Source organism: Actinomycetospora termitidis, from assembly GCF_030286555.1.
Lineage (GTDB): Bacteria > Actinomycetota > Actinomycetes > Mycobacteriales > Pseudonocardiaceae > Actinomycetospora > Actinomycetospora termitidis.
The window spans coordinates 95448-116341 of the sequence record NZ_JASVWF010000011.1; the positions used below are offsets into that span (position 1 = coordinate 95448).

The window sequence follows — 20894 nt, forward strand, 5'->3', positions numbered from 1 at the left end:
CGCGCTCCCCTGGGCCCCAGCGGGCCGGCGCCCGGGACGCTGCTCGTCGTGCTGGCCGCGGGCGCTGCTCAGAGCTCTAGCCCCGCCCCACACGGGCGCCCGCCAACGGCTCGGACGAAGCCGACGGAGTCCCGCTGAGCAGGACGCGTTCGAGCCAGCTCATGAACGCCAGATAGTCCGCGCTGCGCGCGACCTGCACCGGCCAGCGCGCGGCGGCCGCGGGGCCGTTCTCGATGAGTCGGCCGACGTCGTCCAGTTCGGCCTGCCCCGGGGAGGACATCACGAAGGGCAGCTCCAGGGCCGCCGAGAGCGTCAACGCGTCGTGCTGCATCGAGTGCGCGTAGCCCCGGGGATGGGTGAACCAGCAGTCCAGGCTCGTCGTCAGGACCTGCGCCCACGGCGCCGGATGACCGGCCAGGGCCCGGTAGAGCGGGTGCCCGACGCCGATCTCGATCGCCGGGGTGAAGGTGACATCAGAGATGACCAGCTCCAAGCCTGCGAGCCGCCCGTCGCCCGCTGCGTCGACGACCGCGCGCGCCGCCTCCACATCCAAGCGGACGTTGTGCTCCGCCCGGGCCGGGTCGCGATAGTTGATCGCCGCGCCCATCTGCGTCACGTGCAACCGCGCCGCGATCTCAGGCGCTTCCGCCACCACACGCGCCAGGTTGCTCATCGGAGCCATTCCCACCCACCGCAGCGGCCCCCCGGACCGCGCTGCAAGCGCGCGCACCGCGCCCATCAGATCAGTGTCGGCTGCCGGGACCTGCACGGGAATCGCGCCCTCGAGCACGAAGCAGTCCACGTCGCTCAGCGCCGCACCGGCCACGACCGGGACCTCGCCGCGCCCGCAGGCCCCCAGCAGCCACCCAACGGCCCGCGCCCGCTGCCCGTACCCCCCCGCGGCCGGCCCGGTCTCGTCCCCGGTGACCACAAGCGCCAACTCGGGCACCGCGAACGCGGCCGCCGCCAGCGCGAGCGCGTCGTCGGCGTCACTGCCCATGTCGGTGTCGACGATCATCGGTGCGGTGGTGAGGTCGACCGGCCACGGTGCCGTGGACATGCCCAGCGCGGCGAGCACCGCCTGCTGCGCCTCGAGCTCGTCCGCCGCACTCGCCAGGTCTGCCGCCGGGGTCGGGTCCGCATCACTCATCGGATCACCCTCCCCAGCCTGTAGCCCTCGCGGGTCCGCGGGGCGCGCTGACCGTGCCAGCTTATCGGTAACGCGGTCAGCAGCGGCCTTCGTCGCACCGCGCGTCGCTTGACCATCGAGTCCACCGCCCAGCGCCAGCGCCAGCGCCACTGAAGGAAAGGAGAGTGTGGTCCCGAGGGAACCTTTCGGGGGTCCCGGAGGGTCTGTTGTTTAGAAAGCGCGCGCACCTCAAAGATAAGGACCCCGATCATGTGGCCGTTCACCCGTCGCCGCCGTGCCGGCTACGCACGCGACCTTCTCACCGAGGACGTCGACCTGGCCGAGTTCGCCCCCTTCGCCGAGGCCGAGCGGTATCTCCTGGTCTTCCCGGTCGGGGTCGGATTGAACTATGTGCTCGTCGTGGTCTACCAGGCCCGCTCCGGCGAGCGTGTTCACGCTGCGCACGCCCCGGGAGACCTGCGCCGCGGCGGGGGGATGGAGAACTTCATCGAGTGGATCGCCACCGATGTCCGACGTCGCGACCCGCAGGCGATCGCGCTCCTCACATCCTGGGCCGCAGACCGCAGCCGGGGTTCCGACGAGCTGATGCGCAGCCACTTCGCAGCCTCCGCCACGGGGCGCGACTCCACGAGTCGCACAGTGCTGGTCGACCAGCACGGCCGGGTAGAGAACGTTCTGAGCCGGGACCAGGAGTGCCTCTACGCGGCGCCGTCGTTCTTCCCGCGCCTCTCGCCCGCCGAGTGGTCGGAGATCCTCGGCTTACCGGTCCGCCGGTTCACAGCATCCGAGTGGGAAGCCGCCGCCGCCGACGTCGACCCGGATCGCCGCATCCGCGACGCTGCTGATCAAGAGTCCGCGGACCGTCACGCGGTTCACCTCGCGTTCCTGCGGGAGATGGGAGTCGCGGACTGAGACGCGCCTCCCTCTGGCGCAGCCAGGACGCTCGCGCAGCGGCCGGGCAGCAGCAGCCGCTCGACGCTCACCACACCGCGATGACGGCCGCGCCCGCGCCCGGCTGTGCCCTGCCGCGCGCACACTTGGTCGCCGGGAACCGCGCCCCGAGCATCTAGGCTAAGTACTGAGCGCAAGGGAGGAACCGACGATGCCACTCAATATCGGCTACATCCCGAGCACGCATCTCGCCGGGCCAACCCTGGCTGTGCCCGAGGAACTCCCAGGCTCGACGACCGACATCGTCGTCGCCGCCCCGAAGACCGTCTCTGTCCTTTACGCCGCTTTGAGCGTTGAAAAGCGGCAGGACGATCTCGGCCGGGTTGTCGCTGCTCATCATCGTGGGGTTGAGGCTGCCGCGACGGCGCTGAATGAGCGGGAGTCGTTCGCGCTGGTGTATCGCCATGAGCGTCGCTACACCCCGCAGATGCGGCTGGCGGAGATGCTCGAGGCCGAGCCGTTCGCGGAGCCCGAGCGCCGCGAGGAGCTCGCGGACCAGGCCCGCGCCGAGCTGCGCGACCCCGCTGTCGTGGAACGGATCGCCTCAACCGGGTTGCGGATCAACGAGCTCTTCCACTCCGCGCACCGCCAGGACCGGGGCGACCCGCATCTGCACACCCATCTGTTCATCGATGCGCAGGTCACCGCGGCCGACGACGGCCGGGACTACCCGTGGGACACCGCGACCTTGCCTCGCTCGCTGGTCGCGGTGATGCAGGCCTACGACGTGGCCATGGCTTACTCGCTCTACGACCTGGTTCGTGGCCGGTTCCGCGTCGACGACGAGACCGGCCGCCGCGAGCTGGAGGCCATCAACGCCGAGGCAGTGGCCGGCTTCCCCGGCACCGGGTGCGTGCCCGACGAGCGGTTCCGCCAGCTCTACGCCCACCGCGCGTTGCGCCGCGAGAACCGCTAACACCCTCGCGGCGCGACCACGACGGCCCTGCCGGCGGTCACCGGAACCTTTCGTAGGGGTTGCGCTGCTGCTCTGAGCGCGCCCACGGGTTTCGTGCAGCGGACTCCCGTTGAGCCCGTTGTTCCTGCTGCTGTTCCGGCTTGCTCCTGGCTCGCTGCGCGTGGCGTTCGGTCTCGGTCCGGGCTCGCTCGGCGCGCTGCGCGTCGACACGCTCGCGCGCCGCGCGGGCACGCTCGACGCCCGCCTGCAGGGCCTCGCTGGTCGGGAACCGCCGTCCCGGCTCGGCACCCTGTTCGGGCTCGACGCGGCTCGGCTGGACTGCCTGGTCGACCTGGTCGTTCCGCTCGGCGTGCTCTCCCTCGCGGGGCGTCTGCGTCTCGCGCTCCTGGCGGTCCTGCGGCTGCGGGGTGAGCTCCTCCGCGTTCTGGTCGCGCTCCGGGGTGTGGCGCTGCGGTCCACGCTCGGGGGGACCAGCGACCCGCTCGGCAGCGCGCGCCATGTCCGACCCGCCGGACTGCGGGGCTCCGGCGTGCAGATCGGGTTCGGTTACGGGGCGGTGTCGCTCGGCCCACGCGAGCGCGTCGCGGGCGGACTCGTCGAGGACGCCGCGCGGGTCGACCCGTTCGTGGGTGGCCGCACGCTCGACGGCACGGGCCTGTTCGGCCTGATCGCGTTCGTGGGCGATCTCGACCGCTCGGGCGGAGAGCAGCTCGAGGTCGTCGCGCTGCCCTTCGGGGTCGAGTCGGTCTCCGTGCTCGGCGCGGACCGCCGCGACGGTGCGGGCGAGATTCTCGGCCCGTGCGGCGGCTGCCCGACCGGCGGGGTCGAGGCTTCCCTCGGGGTCGAGCCGGTCCATCTGCTCGGTCTCGGCCCGGCGGACCCCGGCGACGAATTCGGCGTGCGCCTCTGCCCGCACCTGCTGGGCCTCCCGTGCTCGGGTCGAGAGCTCGCGGTACTGCTCCTGCGGGGTCTGAATCGGCTCGCGGTTCTGCTCGACCTGCTCGACGACCCGGCCGCCCTCGCCGCGGGGGGGCTCGGTGGTCTCGGGGTCGCTGGCTCGTTCGGGCACGAGTGCCTGGCGGCGGTCGAGCTCGCGGGCGGCGTGCTCGGCGTGGTGGCGGGCGAGCTCGGTCTCGGCGTACCAGCCCTGTCGGGCTTCGTGGATCTCGCGGTAGGCCCCGGCCCGCTCGACGAGTCGGGTGACCTGCTCGTGGTGGGAGTCCAGGCGGGCCTGGCTGGTGGCGCGCTCGGCGGGGTCGGTCAGGGTGCTCAGGTGCTGAGCTTCGAGGGTTTCCTTGGTCTGGAAGCGGACCAGGCGCTGTTCGGTCTTGCGCAGCAGGTCCGCGACGTAGGTGGGGGCCCATGCCTGCTCGCGGTGGTAGCGCTCGACCATCGCCTGCAGCTCGGCGTCGCCGGCGCGGGCGTAGTCCCGCTGGTCGGCCGGGGCTCCGAGCGCGGAGTAGGCGCGCTCCCAGACGGCGCGGGCATCGGGGTTCTCCCGGCTCGGGGCCGGTCCGAGCGCGACGGTTTCGGGCAGGTCGTGCGCCCCGATCCATTCGCGACAGGCTGCGACGGCACCGGCGCGGGCCACCCACTCGACACGGGCGACTGGGTCCTCGGGGAGCGCACCGAGTGCGGGCGCGGCCAGTGCCCACGCCGGCGGGTCGTCGGCGACCCGTTCGCCCAGGGCCTGCTCGCGGCGGTCCATCGCCATCGCGAGCTCGACCTGGAAGCGCCCCAGGTCGCCGCCGAGCCCGTCGCGGGACACGCCGTGGGTGCGGCCGACCCAGCTGGTGGAGATCGGCTGGGGGGCCTCTCCGAGCTCGGCGTGCAGCCGGTGGCGCAGGACGTCGGAGACTGATCGGGCGTCGCCGAGCGGGCTCTGATTGACCAGGGAGGGCAGGAGCCGTTCGGGGATGCGCCCGGCGAGTTCGGCCGAGCGCACCGCGCGCAGGAACCGGGCCACGCCGTCCTCGTCGTCGAGGCGGTCCATCTCGGCGGGGGTTAGGACGCTGCGCAGGATGTCGCAGTAGCGATCGCGGTTGTGCTCATCGCCCAGGGTCCGCCACGCGGTGCCGAGCTGGGCGATGCCTTCGGCGTGCTCGAGTTCAGCGCGCAGGGTGTCAGTCGCGGTGCGTTGGGCGGTGTCCTGCTCCAGGGCATGGGTAAGCACCGCGAAGCGGTCGCTGCGCAGCGGCTCGAGGTACTTCTCGTCGTCGACCTCGGCGCGGGTGACGACGAACGCCCAGTTCCCGTCTCGACCGCGGGTCATCCCGACGTAGATCTGCGAGCGGGTCGAGGCCACGTCGTAGACATTGATCGACTGCCCGACGGTGACGCCCTGGGCGGCGTGGTTGGTGACCGCGTAGGCCAGGGTGGCGTGCTTGCCCAGGTAGTCTGGAGTCAGCGTCACCTCGCCGCCGGCGGTGGCCCGCCCGCGCGCGTCGATCTTCTCGACCCGCAGCGACCCGTCGTCGCGGTGCTCCAGGACTCGCCAGATGTCGCGGTTGACCACCGGGCGGCCGTTGGTGGTGCGCGTGCGCCAGTCGTTGCGGCGGGTCTGGATCAGGTCCCCGACCCCGGCTCGGTTGCCGTCGCGCAGCGCGGCAACGGCGAGGTCGTCGGTGGAGACCACCCCGTAGGCCTGCAGCTGGGCGCGCAGCTCCCCGGAGAGCTGAGCGGCCTGGTCGTTGCGTGGGACGATCAGCAGGGAGGCCTCCCCGCGGAGCCTGGTCGCCAGGAACATGTCCTTGGCCTGGCCCACCATCGCGGTCTCGTCGCCCTCGAAGAGCCGACCATGGGCGTCGTAGTCACGCAGCACCATGGCCTGGCCCTCGCGCAGCCCCAGCGACGCCTCGCGTTCCCAGTCCTGGTTGAACCGGACGACCTCGTCGAGAGTGAAGGTGGGGACGTCCCCAGCGAGCTGGCGCAGTGCGCCACCGGCGCCGACCGCATCGAGTTGTTCGTGGTCGCCGGTGAACAGCAGCTTCGCGCCCGCTGCTTCGGCGATGCGCTGGATACGCCCGAGCTGGCCGGTTGCCGCCATCCCGGTCTCGTCGACGATCAGCAGGGTGTTGGGCTCGAGGATCTGCTCAGGCAGCCCGGTGCGCGGGTCGGGTTCGTAGAGGCCGAGGAACTTGCTGGTGTTGATCGCGTCGAGGCCGTCCTCGTTGAGGACGTCGGTGGCGATCTGGGAGGTGGCCAGCCCCAAGACGGGGGCGCCGTGCTCGCGCTGCCACACCTCGCTCAGCGCGGCGACGGTGAACGACTTACCGGTGCCGGCCGGGCCGATCAGCACGTCGATCTGCCGGTCGGAGGCCAGGATGCCCTCGACCGCGGCGCGTTGCCCGGAGTTCAGCCCCGCGGCGCGGATGTCCTCGCGGACCGCCTCGATCTGTGACGGGGACAGCGCCGGGGCGCCGCCGCGCTTCGCGGCCGCCAGGAGGCTGTCCTCCGCGGCGAGCTGATCCTCGGTAGCGAACCGGTCGGGCATCGGGCGGGAGAACCGGGACAGTCCGTCCTCGGCGCGGCGCGCGGCGGCCGGGGTGATGACCACCTCCGGGGGCACCAGCCCGACGACCTTCGCAGCTCCGCCCGGCGCCACCGCCTCCGCGACCAGGCCCGCCAACATCCCCGCGCGCTCGGCGGCCGGCACCGTCGAGTCGATCTGCAACCTCATGTTGATCGCAGCCTCGAGGTCCTGCGCAGTCCACGACGCCCGCCGCGACTGCACCTCCTCCACCGCCGCCGCGATCACCCGCTGGCGATCCAACGGGGCCCACCCGGACTCCGGCTCTCGCTCAGCGTCGTCCACGAGTCGGCGCCCGACGGCCTGGTCAACCAATGCGTCACTTGAAAACCCTGGAGTCGCCCGCCAACCGGCCTCGCGTTCCTCCCGCGTCTGCGGCTCGGGCTTGGGGGGCCTCGTGTTCAGCGACGCGGTCTTGTACATCATGAACAACTCGCGGGCCTCGGGTGGCTTCCCGTGAGTCTCGGTGTAGTCGGCGATGTAGCGGGCCACGACCTGCTCGATCTGCCCGCGCCGCGACGAGAACGCCTCGCAGACCTCCTGGTCGATGCCCTCGATCTCCCAGCCGTTGCCGTCGACCCGCTCGACCGCGGACGTCCCGAGGTCGCGGTGCAGCGCCTCGAACATGGTCCGCTGATAGACCGCGTCCGCGGCCCGCTTGACCTGGTAGAGCCCCTTGCCGTCCACCGAGCGCCACTTGCGCTGTCCGTACTTGTCGGTGTCCGCGCACTGGACACGGTTGGGGACAAGGACATGGGAGTGGATCTGCGGGTCGCCTGTCCGCGAGGTGGTGTGGTCGAACCGGACAGCCGTCCACTGGTTGGCCGCGACCCACTCCCCCACCGAACGGCCGTCCTGGGCCTTGCCGTGATACCCGCGCCGGGACCAGCCCGCCTTGTCCTCCACGTAGGACAACGCCGCCGCCGCTCCCTCGCGGTGGGCCTCCCACACCCGCTCCGCCTCGGCGTAGCGCCCTTCCACTGCTAACGCTGCGTAGAGCACCGAGACGCTCTTCGGCGCCGAGAACGCGATGTCCCAGTACGCCACCGGCGACGACACCTGTCCGCGGATCTGCCACTTGAGCTCCTCACGGCGCTCCGGGGTCGCATCCGGCTCACGCTCCAGGGCCTCGCGCAGCTTCACCTCCGCGCTCTTGTACTTGCGGTGCCGCGCCCCCAGCGCTTCCCCGGTCTTCGGGTGCTCCAGTCGCTCGAACACCGCTCGCGCGTCGTCCTCGCTGATCTCATCGCCCGGGTTGAAGCCGAACTCCGCGAGCCCCGAGCCCAGCCACACCCCGGCCGGCTCCCCCCGCTCCTGCTCGTCGTGACCAGCGTGGTCGGTGAAGTACCCGAGCGACCCCTCCTGCTCGCGGCCCGGCTCCTTGCCGGCCTCGCGTTCCGCGCCCTCGGCCTCCCGCTCGACCGCGCCGCGCTCCAGGTCGACCTTCCGGTCGCGCTCACCGCAGCCCTGCTGCCGCAGGAAGTAATCGAGCGCACCGGGACCCGCGTGCACGGGGGTCACGGTCGTCGTCACGGCACCACCATACCAAGATCATTAATTAATGCACTGGTGTTGGGTGCGTTCTGCGCGCCAAGGTCTTGTGGCATGCTCATCTCCATGCACCTGGCTCGCTCTTGATCCTTTGCACTTGATCACTCGCTCTTGATCACTCCCCCTCAGCACTGCGCACCCATCGCCAAGATCACCAAGCTCGCCGCGCTCCAGCCCCGTCACCACCGCCACCCGCAGGCCCTCCTCGCAGCCGATAAGCCACCTCGACCGATCCGCTACTCGTCAGCGAATCCCGGGTGGACGCCCTCCCCGGACCGGCCCACGACGGGGCCGGCGTCGGGCACGACGGGCACCCAGCGACCGCGACGACGAAGGAGACCCCATGGCGACCCCGTCCACTTCAGCCACGTCAGCCAACTCGGCCCGCCGGACCGATCGAGCCGAGAGCGCCGAGTGGACTCGGCTTCTGGCTGCGTTGACCGCCCACCAGCGCCGGACCGAGCCCGGGACCCACCACTGCTTCTGCGGCTCCCTCGAGCAGCTCCGCGCCGCCGTCGCCGCCCTGCCCCGCGCCGGCGCAAGCCGCGCGCGGGGTGTCACCGACGGTCACCGAGGGCGACACCACGACCAGACCAGCCGCCACCGCCAGGACGCCGCGCGGCACGCGCAGCGCGGAGACCGCCAGCACGCGGGGCGCAGCCGATGACGGTCCCGGCGCAGGCCCAAGCGCCGATCGGGCGGAGCGGGAGCGCGGGACACCCGGCCACGACCCGCGGTTACCGCCGGGCTACCGGTCCCCGGCCCCAGGTGAGGTGACCGTGGTCTGTCCCGCGACGCCCCCGTCCGCGCGGTGGCCGTTGGCCCCGTGACCCGACGCGGCGGGACGGACAGCCGCAGGCCGCGGACACCGACCGCAGTGGAGAGGACAGACCGATGTCGTTGACCAGCGAGCTGCGCGGCCGCGGCCCCCTCTCCGACTGGTTCGCCACCCAGTTCCCCGGCGGCCGGTTCACCGCCCGTGTCACCGCCCACCTCGACGCCCAACCCGCCCCCACCCGCCCCGGCAGGGCCGTACGGGCCGGGCACTGGCCCGCGGTCGGCGGCGCGGTCGGCACGCGCCTGGCTTGGGCCGTGGAGCCGGCCCCGCCCTACTACGCGTTGTTCGGTTCCCACAACGCCGGGCTCATCGGCTGGGACGACGTCAACCGCGCCGGCGCGCGGTTCCCGACCCATGCCGCCGGCACCTACCCCGGCCGACCCGAGCACGCCCTGGCGCAGCGACCAACCCCGAGTGGCTGGACCGACATCGCCGCCGATGAGACGGGACCCCAGACTGCTCCCCGCCAGAGCGGGACTGCCCCGGCCATCGTCGCCGACTTCTGCGCCCGCGCCGCCGGCTTCCTCGAGCGGGTGCCGCCGGGCGGTTGGGGCACCCGCGGCGAGGAGAAGGTCCTCGCCCGTATCGCGCTCGTGCTCACCGACTGGGAACAGGCCTACCGCGGCCCCGGGCTCGACCAGCCCGCGCAGGCGGCTCTGGCCGCCGCGCGGCACCGTGACGACGCCGGCGAGCTCCTCGCCCACGTCGACCCCGCGGCGCTCGCCGACACCACCGCCGTCATCGACCGCTGCCGCCGCGACGGGCTCCTCGAGCAGCTCGCCGACGCCACCGGGGTCTCCGGCGCCCTCCTACGCGGGCACGCCTTCCCCGTCTTCGCCGAACGGTGGGCCGACGGAGACCTGCTCCTCGCACCCGCCGACGGTGAGGCAACCACGCTCATCGACGTCAAGACCGTCACCGCCGCCCGGTCCGCTGCGACCGTGCGCTCGTGGCTGCACCAGCTGCTCGGCTACGCCTACCTCGCTTCGCTCTATTGCCCCGAGTGGCAGCTCGGTCGCGTCGGACTCGCTCTGACCCGCCACGGCCACGTCGTCGCCTGGGATCTCGACGAACTTGCCGCCGCCCTCTGCGGCGGGCTCTGCCACACCGGCGCCTTCGCCCGCCACCGCGCAGGGTTCGACGCCGCGTTCCGGGCGACGCTGTCCGCCCGGGGCCTCACCGCCTCCTGAACGTCGCCCCCCGAGCGGCAGGCGTTGGGGCCGCGCCACCGGCCCCAGGCGACGAAGGTGGTTGACCCAGCGGGGCCCGCCCCGCGGGGCGGGCCCCGGGGGGCCCGGGAGCCTCAGCTCCACTGGACGATCGCGTGGTCGACCATGACCGCGTCCTCGAGGAAGTGCCCGAGCTCGGTGAGCCGCAGCTGGAACCGGTCGGTGCCCGCCAGGGAGGGGACGCCGGTGGCGAGTCGGGCGAGGAACTCCGGGACCGGGCAGGAGCCGATGAGGGACCCCTGCGGGTCGCCCGCGTCCCACAGCCCTGCCATCGCCAGCAGCGCCGCGGCGTCCGAGGAGTGGGTCTCGACGGACTCGATGCACTCGATGTGGCGGGGGAACTCGGCGTCGGCGGGGGCGGCGTAGGCGGTGAACTGGATGGCCATCGGGGGCTCCCTGGGGTCGGGGCTGGGTAGGACGCGGCCCCGCCTGGGGGCGGTGGGGGTGAGAGGGCCAGGACGCGCACGGTCCACCGATCGGGTGGTCCGGAGCTCAGCCCGACGCAGGAGGGCTCGGACCACCCGCAGCGCAGCGATCGGTGCGGCCGGGCGCCCCTGGCCCGACACCCCCGGCGCCCCCACCGTCAGGGCGTCCTATCCGGTCCTGTCGCCGGGGAGCCCCACCCAGGCCCGGCCCGGACACCACCGGCCCACACCCACCGGCTCCTCCCCCGCCCCGTCGTGCCACGAACCCGGTGCCCGCGCCACCGCCGCGGCGCTGCGGGCGGGGGTGGGCTCGGGTCGCCCCCGGGCGGCCCGGGCCCGCCACGGCCCGGCCGGTCGGAGCCCCGCCAGGGGCGACACCGGCCCGACCGGCACCGACCGGTCCGTCGGCCGGGGCGGGTCCTCGGACGCCCCCCGGGCGTCCGTCCCGCCGTGGCCCCGGGCGGTGGGAGCCCCGCCAGGGGCGACACCGGCCCCGCAGGACCGTCCCGGGCGCGTAGGCCGCCCCCGGCGGCCGTAGCGACCGGGTCCTCACCGGCCCTGGCCCCGGCGCGGCCCTGAGCGCCCCACCCCGACCGCCGCCCGGCCACGCTCCGAGCCCGAGCACCGGCCCGGCCTGTCCGCCCGGCGGGGCGGAACACCACCCCGGCTACTAGGACCCCGGGCCAGCACGACACGGGCGACGCCGCGGGGTCCGCGGCTGCCGCGGCTTGGGGGCGGGCCCCGGCGGGGCCCGCCCCGGGTCAGCGGATGACGGGGAAGACCATCACCCCGGGCAGGGTCACCAGGTGCGTGCCGCACGGCTCGCAGCAGCGCCGCGGGTCGGCCTCCCGCGACCACGCGCTCAGTGCCCCCGTCCCGTCGCAGCCGGCCAACCGGACCTCGCACGCCACGACGTCGGGGACACCCTCGATCACCAGGGGGACCATCGGCTCGGTGGGCTGATGGGTCTCGGGGGTCTGGGGCTGGTGGGTGTGGGGCTGGGTGGTCATGGCCGCCTCCTGAGGGTGGGTGCCGGTGGGAACGCGGCCCCGCCTGGGGGCGGTGGGGGTGAGAGGGCCAGGACGCGCACGGTCCACCGATCGGGTGGTCCGGAGCTCAGCCCGACGCAGGAGGGCTCGGACCACCCGCAGCGCAGCGATCGGTGCGGCCGGGCGCCCCTGGCCCGACGCCCCCGGGCGCCTCCACCGTCAGGGCGTCCCCTCCGGTATCCACCCACCCGGAGACCCGCGACCACTCCCCCGCGACGCCGCTCGACCACGACGCTGCCCCGGTCCGGTCGTGCACCTCGAGGCGTGCACCCCGCGTCCGCAGCGCCGCCGTCGGGGTCGGCCACCTCGCGGGGATGGGCGTGGTCGGGGCGGGTCCTCGGACGCCCCCTGGGGCGTCCGTCCCGCCGCGGCCCGGGCCGGTGGGAGCCCCGCCAGGGGCGACGCCGGCCCCAGCCAGCGCAGCCCCTCCGGGCGGGGAGGCCGCCCTAGCGGCCGGGTCCGGCCGGGGTCCGCTACCGGGCCCGGCCCGGCGCGGCCCTGAGCGCCGACCGGCCACCGGCCCACCCGGCGGGCCGGGTGCGTCGGTGGCGGGCCTGCAGCGCTCCCGGGGCCGGGGTGGGTCAGGCACCGTGGCGGTAGCGGCGGGCGTCGAACTCGTAGAAGCGGTGCCCGTCGATCTCGTCGGGGCGGATCGGGCCCTCGGTGGCGCCGTAGAACGCGACGGAGGCGAGCATGGTGGCGGTGGTGTCGTCCAGGCCGACGGTGTCGCCTCGGGCGTCGGCGCCGCCGGTGAGCACTACCGGGCCGTGGTAGGGCTGCAGGTCCATCCCGTGCGCCCCGGCCACCCGGGTGGCCATCACGTTCGGCTCGCGCCAGCCCCACACGCCCAGGTCGTTGATCCACATGTCGGTGTGCTCGTCGAGGCGCACCACGTCGAGCAGGCCCCCGACCAGGGCGGCGAGCTCGTCGCCGCGCTGGTCGGCGTCGAGGGACAGGCGCACGGTGGTGACGCCGCCCTCGGCGGGCAGCCACAGCGCGGTCAAGTAGTCGGGGCGGGCGATCAGCGGGTGGACCATCGCGGGTTCTCCGTCTCGGGCGACACGTGAGACGAGGCGAAGACCGGCGCCGGGCCTGTGGTGGGTCCGGCGACCCTTTCCTTCGCCCCGTGGGGCGCGAGTCGGATCGAGGGACCGGGGGCCGGTCCGCGCTCGCGCGGACGGTCGGGGGTTCCGGCTCCTCCGAACCACGTGACCCGACCCCACCCAGGCCGCGCCCGGGGCCGCCCGGCCGCACGGTCGGGTCACTGGTTCGGTGCGGGCCGGGTTCATCGACCGCTCGCCGGCCCCCGGACCCTCAGACTCGGCACGCCCCACGGGGAGAAGAAAGACCAGCGCGAAGCGCCGCCGCGACAGCGGCGCCCGAAAAGGGCCCGAAGGGCCCCCGGGCCGCCCGGCCCTGAGGAGCCCCCAGCAGGACGCGGGCCGCCCGCGTCCTCCGGCGCGGGCACCGGAGGCTGGGCGGGCGGGTGGGAACAGCACCCGCCGGCCGGCATCGAGGTTCAGAACGGCGTGTCCTCCTCAACCTCGTCCTGCTCCCGCTCGTGCTCGTGCTCGTCGCGCTGGAGGTCGTCGGGGACCGCGGCCCGGGCCTCGAGTTCGGCCTCCTCGCGGCCGAGGGCTTCGAGGATGGGCGCCTCCTGCTCGTGAAAGCGGCGGGCCGCTTCGGCGTCCTCGCGGTCCTCGCGGACCTGCCGGTCGAGCTCGGCGCACTCGGCGGCGGCGTGCTGGTCGTCGCGTCCGGCCCACCGGGCCTGCAGCGCGGTGTCGTCGCCGTGCTCGCGGCGCTGGGCCGCGACCCGCCAGCGCAGCTCGTCGGCGGCGGCCTGGGCAGCGTGCCGGGCGTCGCGCTCGGCTCGCTCGCCGCGCAGGCGTTCGTCCTCGACACGCTCGACGGCCGCCAGGCGCTCCAGCGCGGCGACGATCTCGGGACGCTGCGCGAACGCCACCGGTACCCCCGCCTGGTCGGGGTCCTCGCGGGCGGCGGTCGGGGTGGGCTGGCAGGTCTCGGGGCTGGGGCGGCGGAGCAGGTCGAGCAGTCGCATGGCGGGTGGTCCTCTCCCCGGGGGGTGTCGGGCTGGGTGGCGAGGCGGGGTCAGGGGGTGGCGTGCAGGTGGCCAGCGAGCTGGCCGGCGAGGGTGGTTGCGAGCGCGCCGCGAGCGGTGGCCTGCGCGGCGGCCACCGGGTCATCGGCGGCGAGCGCGGCGTCGTGCTCGATCTGAGCGCGGTCGGCGGCGCGGTCGGCGTCGAACATGCGGCGGGCGAGGTCGCTGCCGTGGCCGAGGACGGCGTCCGGGGTGCAGGCGCGGGCGCCGGTGTAGTGCAGCCAGCCCTGTTCGAAGGGGTCCCAGCCGATCGGGCGGGCGCAGCGCCGGCAGGGGGACGCGAGCAGCACGGTCATGGCGTAGCGGGTGGGCTGGTGCTCGTCCTGGGTGGTCACCAGCAGCCCGAGCACGGTCGCGACGACCCGGGCCCGGTCCCCGGCGGCGAGTTCGGGGAGCTCCATGTCCAGGGTCTCGGCGATCACCCCGGCCAGGGTCGGGTCGGGCTGGGGCAGCAGCCGCAACGGCGTCGGTCTCAGCGTCGGTCTCGGTGTGGGGGTCGGCATCGGTCGGCGCTCCTCGTGTTCGGGTGTGGCGGCGCGGGTGCGGCCAGTGGGGGTCGTGTCCGGGTGGTGGGGATCGCGCCTGGGTGGTGGGGCCCGGGACCCGGCGCGGCTCGGTGGCTCACGCGCCGGGCCCCGGGACACCCCGGGGAGCAGGTCGGGGTCCCGGTCAGCGGGCGGCCGCGAGGGCGGCGGTGAGCTGGTCGGGGTGGTGCTCGTCGTGGCCGTGCGGGGCGTGCTCGCCGCACTCCGCGCAGCACGGGAAGCCGCCGTCGCGGCAGACGGTGTGGCGCTGGGCGTCGTAGGACTCCCCCGCCGCTCGGGGCGCGGGGACCGGCAGCGCGGCCGCGGCCGGTCCGGCCGGGTCCGGTTCGCCGTCGAGGGCGGTGATGGTGATGCCGAGGGCGGTGAACTCGGCGGCGCGGCGGGCGGGGGCGCCGGGGTCGCCCGGGTTGTCGCAGGCGGCGGTGGTGGCGGCGATGAGCACGGTCGCGGCGGCGGCGAGGTCGCGGGTCAGGCCGTAGGCGTCGGGGGCGCCGGTGAACACGACCGGCCCGTAGATCCCGCCGTGCACCCCGAAGCTCGCGGCGATCACCGAGGCGGCCGGGTTGCTCGGGTGGTGCTCGGCGCCGTCGAGGTCGAACCACATGTCCAGGTCGTGATCGGCCCGGTCCAGGCGCACCACGCCGAGGCCCGCGCACGCCCGCCCCGGCTCGGCGGCGCTGCCACCCCACACGGTGTGTGGGACACCGGTCAGGATCGACAGGGCCTGGGCGCGGGCGCGGTGGCGGCGGGACAGCCGGTAGGGCCGCAGCGTCCCGGCGACGTCGACGCCGAGCGCGACCACCCCGAGGTCGGCGACGGGCTGGCAGGTGCCGGGGATCATCGAGGTGGGCTCGGCGAGCGCGTCGAGGTCGAACTCCGCCCGCACGTGCACCCCGACGCCGGTCGCCGCGTGGTGCCCGGCTTGCTCGGGGAGGTCGTCCTGCTCGTCGGGGAGGTCGAGCAGGCGGGTCGGGACCAGGGCGCAGCCTGCGGGGGTGAGGACCAGCGACCAGAACGGGGTCGGCCACCCGGCGGCGGTGGTGGCGGTGAGGTCGGTGACCGGTCCGGCGTAGCCGTGGGCGTACTCGCGGTCGTACTGGTCGCGGGTGATCTCGCGGACCCGCCCGTCGGGGGTCGGGGTCGCGGCCTGCGGGACCGTGATGGTCGGCCTGATGGTCGGGGTGTTGGTCATGGCGGGTCCTCCGAGCTGCGGGGCTGCGGGCGGGACGGGTGACCGGTGCTCGATCGCGGTGGTCCGGCGGCCATTTCCTTCGTCCCGTGGGGCGAGGAGTCGGAGCAGAGGGCGGCGGGGTCGGTGGCCGGAGGCCACGGGCGGGGGTTCCGTCCCTGGCCCGAGCAGGTGGCATCGCCGGAGGCGACCCCGACGCAGGAGGGGCTTGTGTCACCGGCTCGGTCGTCGGGGCGGGTTCATCGCCCGCTCGCCGACCCCGGAGCCCTCAGACTCGGACGCCCCACGGGAAGAAGGAACCGAGCAAGGGCGCGCCGCGCAGCGGCGTCCGAGCAGGCCCGCAGGGCCCCTGGCCGCCCGGCCGTGAGGAGCCCCCGCCCCACCGCCGGCCGCCCGCGTTCGCCGGCGTCGGGCCACCGAGGCTGGGCGGGTGGGTGGGAAGCGCCCCCGCCGGCCGACCCCGCCCGCCGGCACCGCCGGGCGCCCGCGGCCCGCGCCGGCCACCACCCCAACCGGGCGGCGTGCTCGAGGCGCACCGGTCGGCGCGGGCCGCGGGCGCCGCACCCCACCCGGGGTGCGACGCCCCAGACGACCGTCACCCGCTCCCGCCGGGAGCCTGCTCGGCGCGGTGGGCCTGCTCGGCGCGGTGGGCCTGTTCGGCGTGGATGGCGTCGAGGTACTCGGCGGAGGCTTCGACGTCGGCGCCGGCGCCGATGTTCACCGTGGCGATTGCTTCGGCGGTGAACAGCTGACGCGCGGTCGCGTTCTGGAGCAGGGCGACGAACTCGGCCATGTCGGCAGGGGTGACGGCGGGCGGGTCGGTGGGGTCGGCGATGGTCGCCGGCGGCGTGCTGGTCATCAGGTGCGGTCCTTGTCCGGTGGTTCGGGGGTCGGGTCGTGGTTCGGGTCGGGGTTGGTGTGGTGCGCTCTCAGGGCAGGAGCCCGGCGCGGGTCATCGCGCGGTGCATCCGGTAGCGGCTGTGCGCGGGGGCGTCGTCGCCGAACACCGCGCGGGTCGCGGCCCACGACGCCTGGCGGCGCACGAACGACGGGGCGGGCACGGCGTCGACGCCGACCGCGACGGTGAGGTGGTCGTAGGCGGCGTAGACGGTGCGGGCGGCGGTGAGCGCGAGCCGCACCTGGTGGGCGGTCAACGGCGGGGCGTCGCCGGGGGTGTCATAGCGGGTGAACCGCTCCAGCTCACCCGCCCGGTGGGCCGGGGCCCCGGGCCACGAGTGCGGCGCCGGGCGCACCGGCGGGTGCCGCCGTCCGGGGCGGCGCCCCGACCCCGGCCCCCGGCACGGCGCCGGGGGCAGGAGCGGGGCGTGCACCCGGTGCAGGGTGGTCATCAGCGCCTCGCCGGGGCCTGCCCGGCCGCGTCTGCCTCGGGCCCGGCACGCCGCCCGGCGGCGGTCTCGGCGGTGGCGATCTCGGTGTGGACGTCGTCGACGGCGGCGACCAGCCGCGCCCAGGGTTCGCGGGCCAGACGGTGCGTGCCGACCGAGGTCGCCGAGGTGACCGGGCCGGGGACCGCGAGCACCGGCAGCCCGTGATCGCGGGCGTCGTGGGCGGCGTGCAGGGCGCTGCTGCGGGTCCCGGCCTCCACGACCAGGGTGCCGCTGCTCCCGAGCCCGGCCATCAGCCGTAGCCGGCCCAGCATCGTCGCCCGCGTTGGCACGGCTCCGGGCAGATACGGCGTGACCAGGGCCCCGCCTGCCTCGGCGACTGCCTCGAACAACGGCGCGTGCGCGGCCGGGTACATGCGGTCGATCCCGCCGGGCAGCACCACCACCGGCGCTCCCGCTGCGTCCCCGGCGCCCACCCGGCGCGGGGTGGCGGCGGTGCTCAGGGCGCCGCGCAGGGCCTCGCCGTCGATGCCCAGCGCCCCGCCGGTGACGATCCGGACCCCGGACTCGGTGAGCTGTCCGGCCCAGTCCCGGGCCACCCACGTTCCGTAGGGGCTCGCGGCGCGGGAGCCGGTGACGACCAGGCGGCGGCCGCCGTCCAGCGGGGCGTCGCCGCGCACCCACAACCCCAGTACCGGGGCCTGCACCGACAGCGTCCCGTCCGGGCTGCTCCAGCCGGTGACTGCCCGCTCGGGGAACCCGGGGTCCTCGGGGACCAGGAATCGGGCGCCGAGCTTCTCGGCGGCGGCGAGGTCGGCGGCGGCGCGGTCGCGGTCCGCGGCTGGGTCGGCGGCGAGGGTGGCGCCGTAGAAGATGCGCGCCCGACGGGGGTCGTCGCAGACCTCGGCGACCGCGGCGACCGGTCCGTACTCGGTGACCAGCCGCGCGAGGTCGGGGTTCGCGACCCCGGAGCAGACGCGGGAGAGCAACACCCGCGCGTGCCGGACGGCGTCGCTCGCCGGTGCACCACCAGGGGCGGGGCGTGTTGGGCTGGTGGTGGTGTGGGTGGTCATCGCTGGTGTCCTTCCGGGACGCGCGACGGGACGGGGCTCGGGAACTGCGCCGGGACCGGGTGGTCCGGCTGCCATGTCCTTCCCCCCGTGGGGCGAGGAGTCGGAGCAGAGGGCGGCCGGGGTCGGTGGCCGCAGGCCACGGCCGGGGGTTCCGGCTCGCCCGAACCGCGTGGCCCGACTGGTGCCAGGCCGCACCGGGGCCCGCCCAGCCGCAGGTCGGGTCACTGGTTCGGGCTGGGCCGGGTTCATCGGCCGCTCGCCGACCCCAGAGCCCTCAGACTCGGACGCCCCACGGGGAGAAGGATCGAAGAAGAGCGCGCCGCGCAGCGGCGTCCGAGACGGCGCCGCAGGCGGCCCCGGCCGCCCGGCCGTGAGGAGCCCCTGCAGCCGCCGCCTGCCCGCGCCCACCGCCGGTAAGCGTCCGCGGCGGGGCGGGCGGGTGGGAAGAGCACCCGCCGGCCGAGCTCCGCCGCCGGCACCGGGACGCGCCCGCGGCCCGCGCCGGCCCCCACCCCGACCGGCGGGCGGGGTGCTCGAGGTGCACCGGTCGGCGTGGGCCGCGGGCGCCGCCCGCGACAGCGGGCGCGGGGGCTCTACCCTGCACACGCCGAGGGCCCGCCCCCCGGGGTGCCTCTTACACCCCGGGCGGCGGGCCCCCGGCCTGTCCGGTCGGCTACTCCTGTCCGCCCTCGCCCTGGTCGTCGCGCTTCCCGGCGTCGTGGTCGCCGTCCTGGTCGGCGCCGCTGGTCTGGTCGGTGGTGGCGGCGGCGGTGGGGTGGTCGAACACCTCGGCGTCGGTGACGGGCTGGCCGGTGGCGTAGCGCTCGATCGCGGACCGCTCGTAGCCCCAGACTTCGAGCTGGTCGAGGTAGCGGACCAGCCCGGCGTCGGCGCGTTCGAACCCGGGGCGGTCCAGCGCCCAGCGCCACATCTGCCGGTTCGTCTCGCCCTCGATCGCGCCGAGCACCATGCCGAGGGTGAGCACCGCGCAGCGGGCCTCGCTGGCCCCGGCGGCGAGCTTGCCGATCCGCTCGTGATCAGCCGGTCCAGCCAGCGGCCGCTCCGCTGCGGCGGGGGTGGGGCAGAGCAGGGCGGCGGCGGTGGCGTGGCCGCGCTCGGCGGCCCGGCACACAGTGTAGCGGTCGGTCAGGAACGCTGAGACGACCCATGCGTTCGCGCCCTTGGGCGGGGTCTTGCGGGTCAGCAGCTCAAACAGGAACTCCCGCCGCGCGGTCGTGGCGGCCTCCCAGGCCTTGTTCCCCGCGATCACCCGACGGCGGTGGGCCTTGGCCGCTTCCTGCTCGGCCAGGACCCGCGCGGCGGCCTGCTCGGTGGTCTCCGACGAGCGCGGTACCGCCTTCGCCGCGCGCGGTGTGTACAGCTGCCCGCCGCGCCGCGCGCGGTGCCCGTAGGCGGTGGGGTTGGTGCACACGTGGACCGCCACGACCTGCAGCTGCCGTCGCGGGCCGGTGTAGGTCGTGGCCAGGTAGGCCGCGTTCCCCGGGCACGACGCGTGCTCCTCGGCGGTGATCGCGGGCGGCAACGCCTCGGCGTCGGACCGCCGCGCCGGTGCGGCCACGTCGAACTCGTCCAGCTCGTCGAACTCGCCGTCCTCGCCGAACTCACTGTCGAACTCGCTGTCGAACTCGCTGTCGTCCCGGTCGCCGTCCTCGTCGTCGCTCGTAGCGGCGTCCGGGCCGTCTGCAGGGTGGGCGTCCTGCGCCTGGGTGGTGTCGTCGCCCTCGGCGCTGGGCTCGGGGGCGTCGGTGAGCTCGGTCAGCTTCTCGATGCCGCTGTGGTAGTCGGGGCGCTCGATGATCGGGACCTCGGCGGCCTCCAGCTCGGCGGTGACCGCCGCGCGTCCGGCGGTCTCGATCCGGTCGGCGCGCAGCCGGGCGGCGGTGTGGGCGAAGCTGCCGAAGCCGACACCGCTGATCCCGTCGAGCAGTGCCCGGTACGCGGCGGGGTCGTCGTCGAACTCGGCGAGCACGGCGGCCTGCTCCAGGGTCATCGGCACCTCGCGCACCGTCTCGCGGACCCCGGCGCTCCCGCCCGCGCGCAGCGCGGCGACCACCTCGCGGCGCGGGGCCTTGGTGGCGGTGGCGATCTTCCCGGCGCTGAGCCCGAGGGCGGCGAGGTCGGCGAACGCGGTGAGCTGGTCGGCGGTGCTCAGCCCCTGCCGGACCTGGTTCTCCACTACCTGTTCGGCGATCCGGTCGGCTTCCTCGGCGTCGGCGTCGCTGGCCCCGACCGGGCCGACGATGACCGGGACGGTCGCGAGGTCGGCGAGGATCGCGGCGGTGGTGCGCCGGTGCCCGAACCGCACGCGGGCGCGGCCGTCGTCGGTGGCGACGGCGATGATCGGTTGGAGCACCCCGTGGGTGCGCACCGAGGACACGAACGCGCGGTCGGCGGTGGTGTCGAGGCGGACGTTGCGGTCCATGAGCAGGGTGCGCGGGTCGAGCTGCTGGACCCGGTCGGGGTCGGCCACGACCGGGGCGGGCGCGGCGGCCGTGCTCGGCTGGTCGGCCGTGGTGGTCTCGGTGTCGGGGGCGATGGTCATCGCTGGTGTCCTCCTGGGACTCGTCGCGAAGCTGCGGGGACGAGGCGAAGACCGGCGCCGGACCTGGGGGTCCGGCGACCCTTTCCTTCGCCCCGTGGGGCGCGAGTCGAATGGAGGGACCGGGGGCCGGTCCGCGCTCGCGCGGACGGTCGGGGGTTCCGGCTCCTCCGAACCACGTGACCCGACCGATGCCACGCCGCGCCCGCGCCACCCGAGCCGCATGTCGGGTCACTGGTTCGGCGCGGGCCGGGTTCATCGACCGCTCGCCGGCCACCGGGCACTCAGACTCGGCACGCCCCACGGGGAGAAGAAAGACCAGCGCGAAGCGCCGCCGCGACAGCGGCGCCCGAAAAGGGCCCGAAGGGCCCCCGGGCCGCCCGGCCCTGAGGAGCCCCCAGCAGGACGCGGGCCGCCCGCG

General features: G+C 75.2%; 16 protein-coding genes. 3 read left to right on the forward strand and 13 right to left on the reverse strand.

What is annotated here, in order from left to right:
* Positions 1-76: 76 nt before the first annotated feature.
* Positions 77-1150 (reverse strand): nucleoside hydrolase, encoded by a 1074-nt coding sequence (locus QRT03_RS31320; RefSeq protein WP_286057096.1) that lies wholly within the window; start codon positions 1148-1150, stop codon positions 77-79.
* A gap of 249 nt (positions 1151-1399) precedes the next feature.
* Between QRT03_RS31320 and QRT03_RS31325 the strand changes: the two genes are divergently transcribed.
* Both QRT03_RS31325 and QRT03_RS31330 read left to right on the forward strand, forming a co-directional pair.
* The gene (locus tag QRT03_RS31325) at positions 1400-2062 is read left to right on the forward strand and encodes a hypothetical protein (protein ID WP_286057097.1); all 663 of its coding nucleotides are present in this window, start codon (positions 1400-1402) and stop codon (positions 2060-2062) included.
* Between the two features lie 190 nt (positions 2063-2252).
* Complete coding sequence (locus tag QRT03_RS31330) at positions 2253-3017, forward strand: relaxase domain-containing protein (RefSeq protein ID WP_286057098.1); 765 nt, start codon at positions 2253-2255, stop codon at positions 3015-3017.
* Positions 3018-3054: 37 nt separating this feature from the next.
* Here the strand turns inward: QRT03_RS31330 and mobF are convergent, their stop codons facing one another.
* Positions 3055-8079 (reverse strand): MobF family relaxase, encoded by a 5025-nt coding sequence (gene mobF / locus QRT03_RS31335; RefSeq protein WP_286057099.1) that lies wholly within the window; start codon positions 8077-8079, stop codon positions 3055-3057.
* 388 nt (positions 8080-8467) lie between these two features.
* Positions 8468-8746, reverse strand: a complete 279-nt coding sequence (locus tag QRT03_RS31340; protein ID WP_286057100.1) for a hypothetical protein — start codon at positions 8744-8746, stop codon at positions 8468-8470.
* Positions 8747-8991: 245 nt separating this feature from the next.
* On the opposite strand from QRT03_RS31340, the gene QRT03_RS31345 reads away from it, so the two are divergent.
* Positions 8992-10125, forward strand: coding sequence for a hypothetical protein (locus tag QRT03_RS31345; protein ID WP_286057101.1), 1134 nt, complete (start codon positions 8992-8994; stop codon positions 10123-10125).
* A gap of 113 nt (positions 10126-10238) precedes the next feature.
* Here QRT03_RS31345 and QRT03_RS31350 read toward each other — a convergent pair whose 3' ends face one another.
* The 10 genes from QRT03_RS31350 to QRT03_RS31395 all read right to left on the reverse strand — a co-directional run bounded on the left by QRT03_RS31350 (position 10239) and on the right by QRT03_RS31395 (position 20476).
* The gene (locus QRT03_RS31350; RefSeq protein ID WP_286057102.1) at positions 10239-10550 is read right to left on the reverse strand and encodes a hypothetical protein; all 312 of its coding nucleotides are present in this window, start codon (positions 10548-10550) and stop codon (positions 10239-10241) included.
* An 800-nt stretch (positions 10551-11350) separates the two neighbouring features.
* The gene (locus tag QRT03_RS31355) at positions 11351-11599 is read right to left on the reverse strand and encodes a hypothetical protein (protein ID WP_286057103.1); all 249 of its coding nucleotides are present in this window, start codon (positions 11597-11599) and stop codon (positions 11351-11353) included.
* Positions 11600-12219: 620 nt separating this feature from the next.
* On the reverse strand, positions 12220-12675 hold the full coding sequence (locus tag QRT03_RS31360) for a DUF3846 domain-containing protein (RefSeq protein WP_286057104.1): 456 nt from the start codon (positions 12673-12675) through the stop codon (positions 12220-12222).
* A gap of 482 nt (positions 12676-13157) precedes the next feature.
* Entirely contained in the window at positions 13158-13700 is a 543-nt protein-coding gene (locus QRT03_RS31365) for a hypothetical protein (RefSeq protein WP_286057105.1), read from the reverse strand.
* 50 nt (positions 13701-13750) lie between these two features.
* Entirely contained in the window at positions 13751-14263 is a 513-nt protein-coding gene (locus tag QRT03_RS31370; RefSeq protein WP_286057106.1) for a hypothetical protein, read from the reverse strand.
* A gap of 166 nt (positions 14264-14429) precedes the next feature.
* Positions 14430-15497, reverse strand: coding sequence for a hypothetical protein (locus QRT03_RS31375; RefSeq protein ID WP_286057107.1), 1068 nt, complete (start codon positions 15495-15497; stop codon positions 14430-14432).
* Positions 15498-16089: 592 nt separating this feature from the next.
* A complete protein-coding gene (locus QRT03_RS31380) occupies positions 16090-16353 on the reverse strand; it encodes a hypothetical protein (protein WP_286057108.1) in 264 nt (87 codons plus the stop codon).
* 70 nt (positions 16354-16423) lie between these two features.
* On the reverse strand, positions 16424-16843 hold the full coding sequence (locus tag QRT03_RS31385) for a hypothetical protein (RefSeq protein ID WP_286057109.1): 420 nt from the start codon (positions 16841-16843) through the stop codon (positions 16424-16426).
* Complete coding sequence (locus tag QRT03_RS31390; protein ID WP_286057110.1) at positions 16843-17913, reverse strand: DNA-processing protein DprA; 1071 nt, start codon at positions 17911-17913, stop codon at positions 16843-16845. The genes QRT03_RS31385 and QRT03_RS31390 overlap by 1 nt, the downstream gene beginning before the upstream one ends.
* Before the next feature lie 673 nt (positions 17914-18586).
* Complete coding sequence (locus QRT03_RS31395) at positions 18587-20476, reverse strand: ParB/RepB/Spo0J family partition protein (protein ID WP_286057111.1); 1890 nt, start codon at positions 20474-20476, stop codon at positions 18587-18589.
* Positions 20477-20894 lie beyond the last annotated feature (418 nt).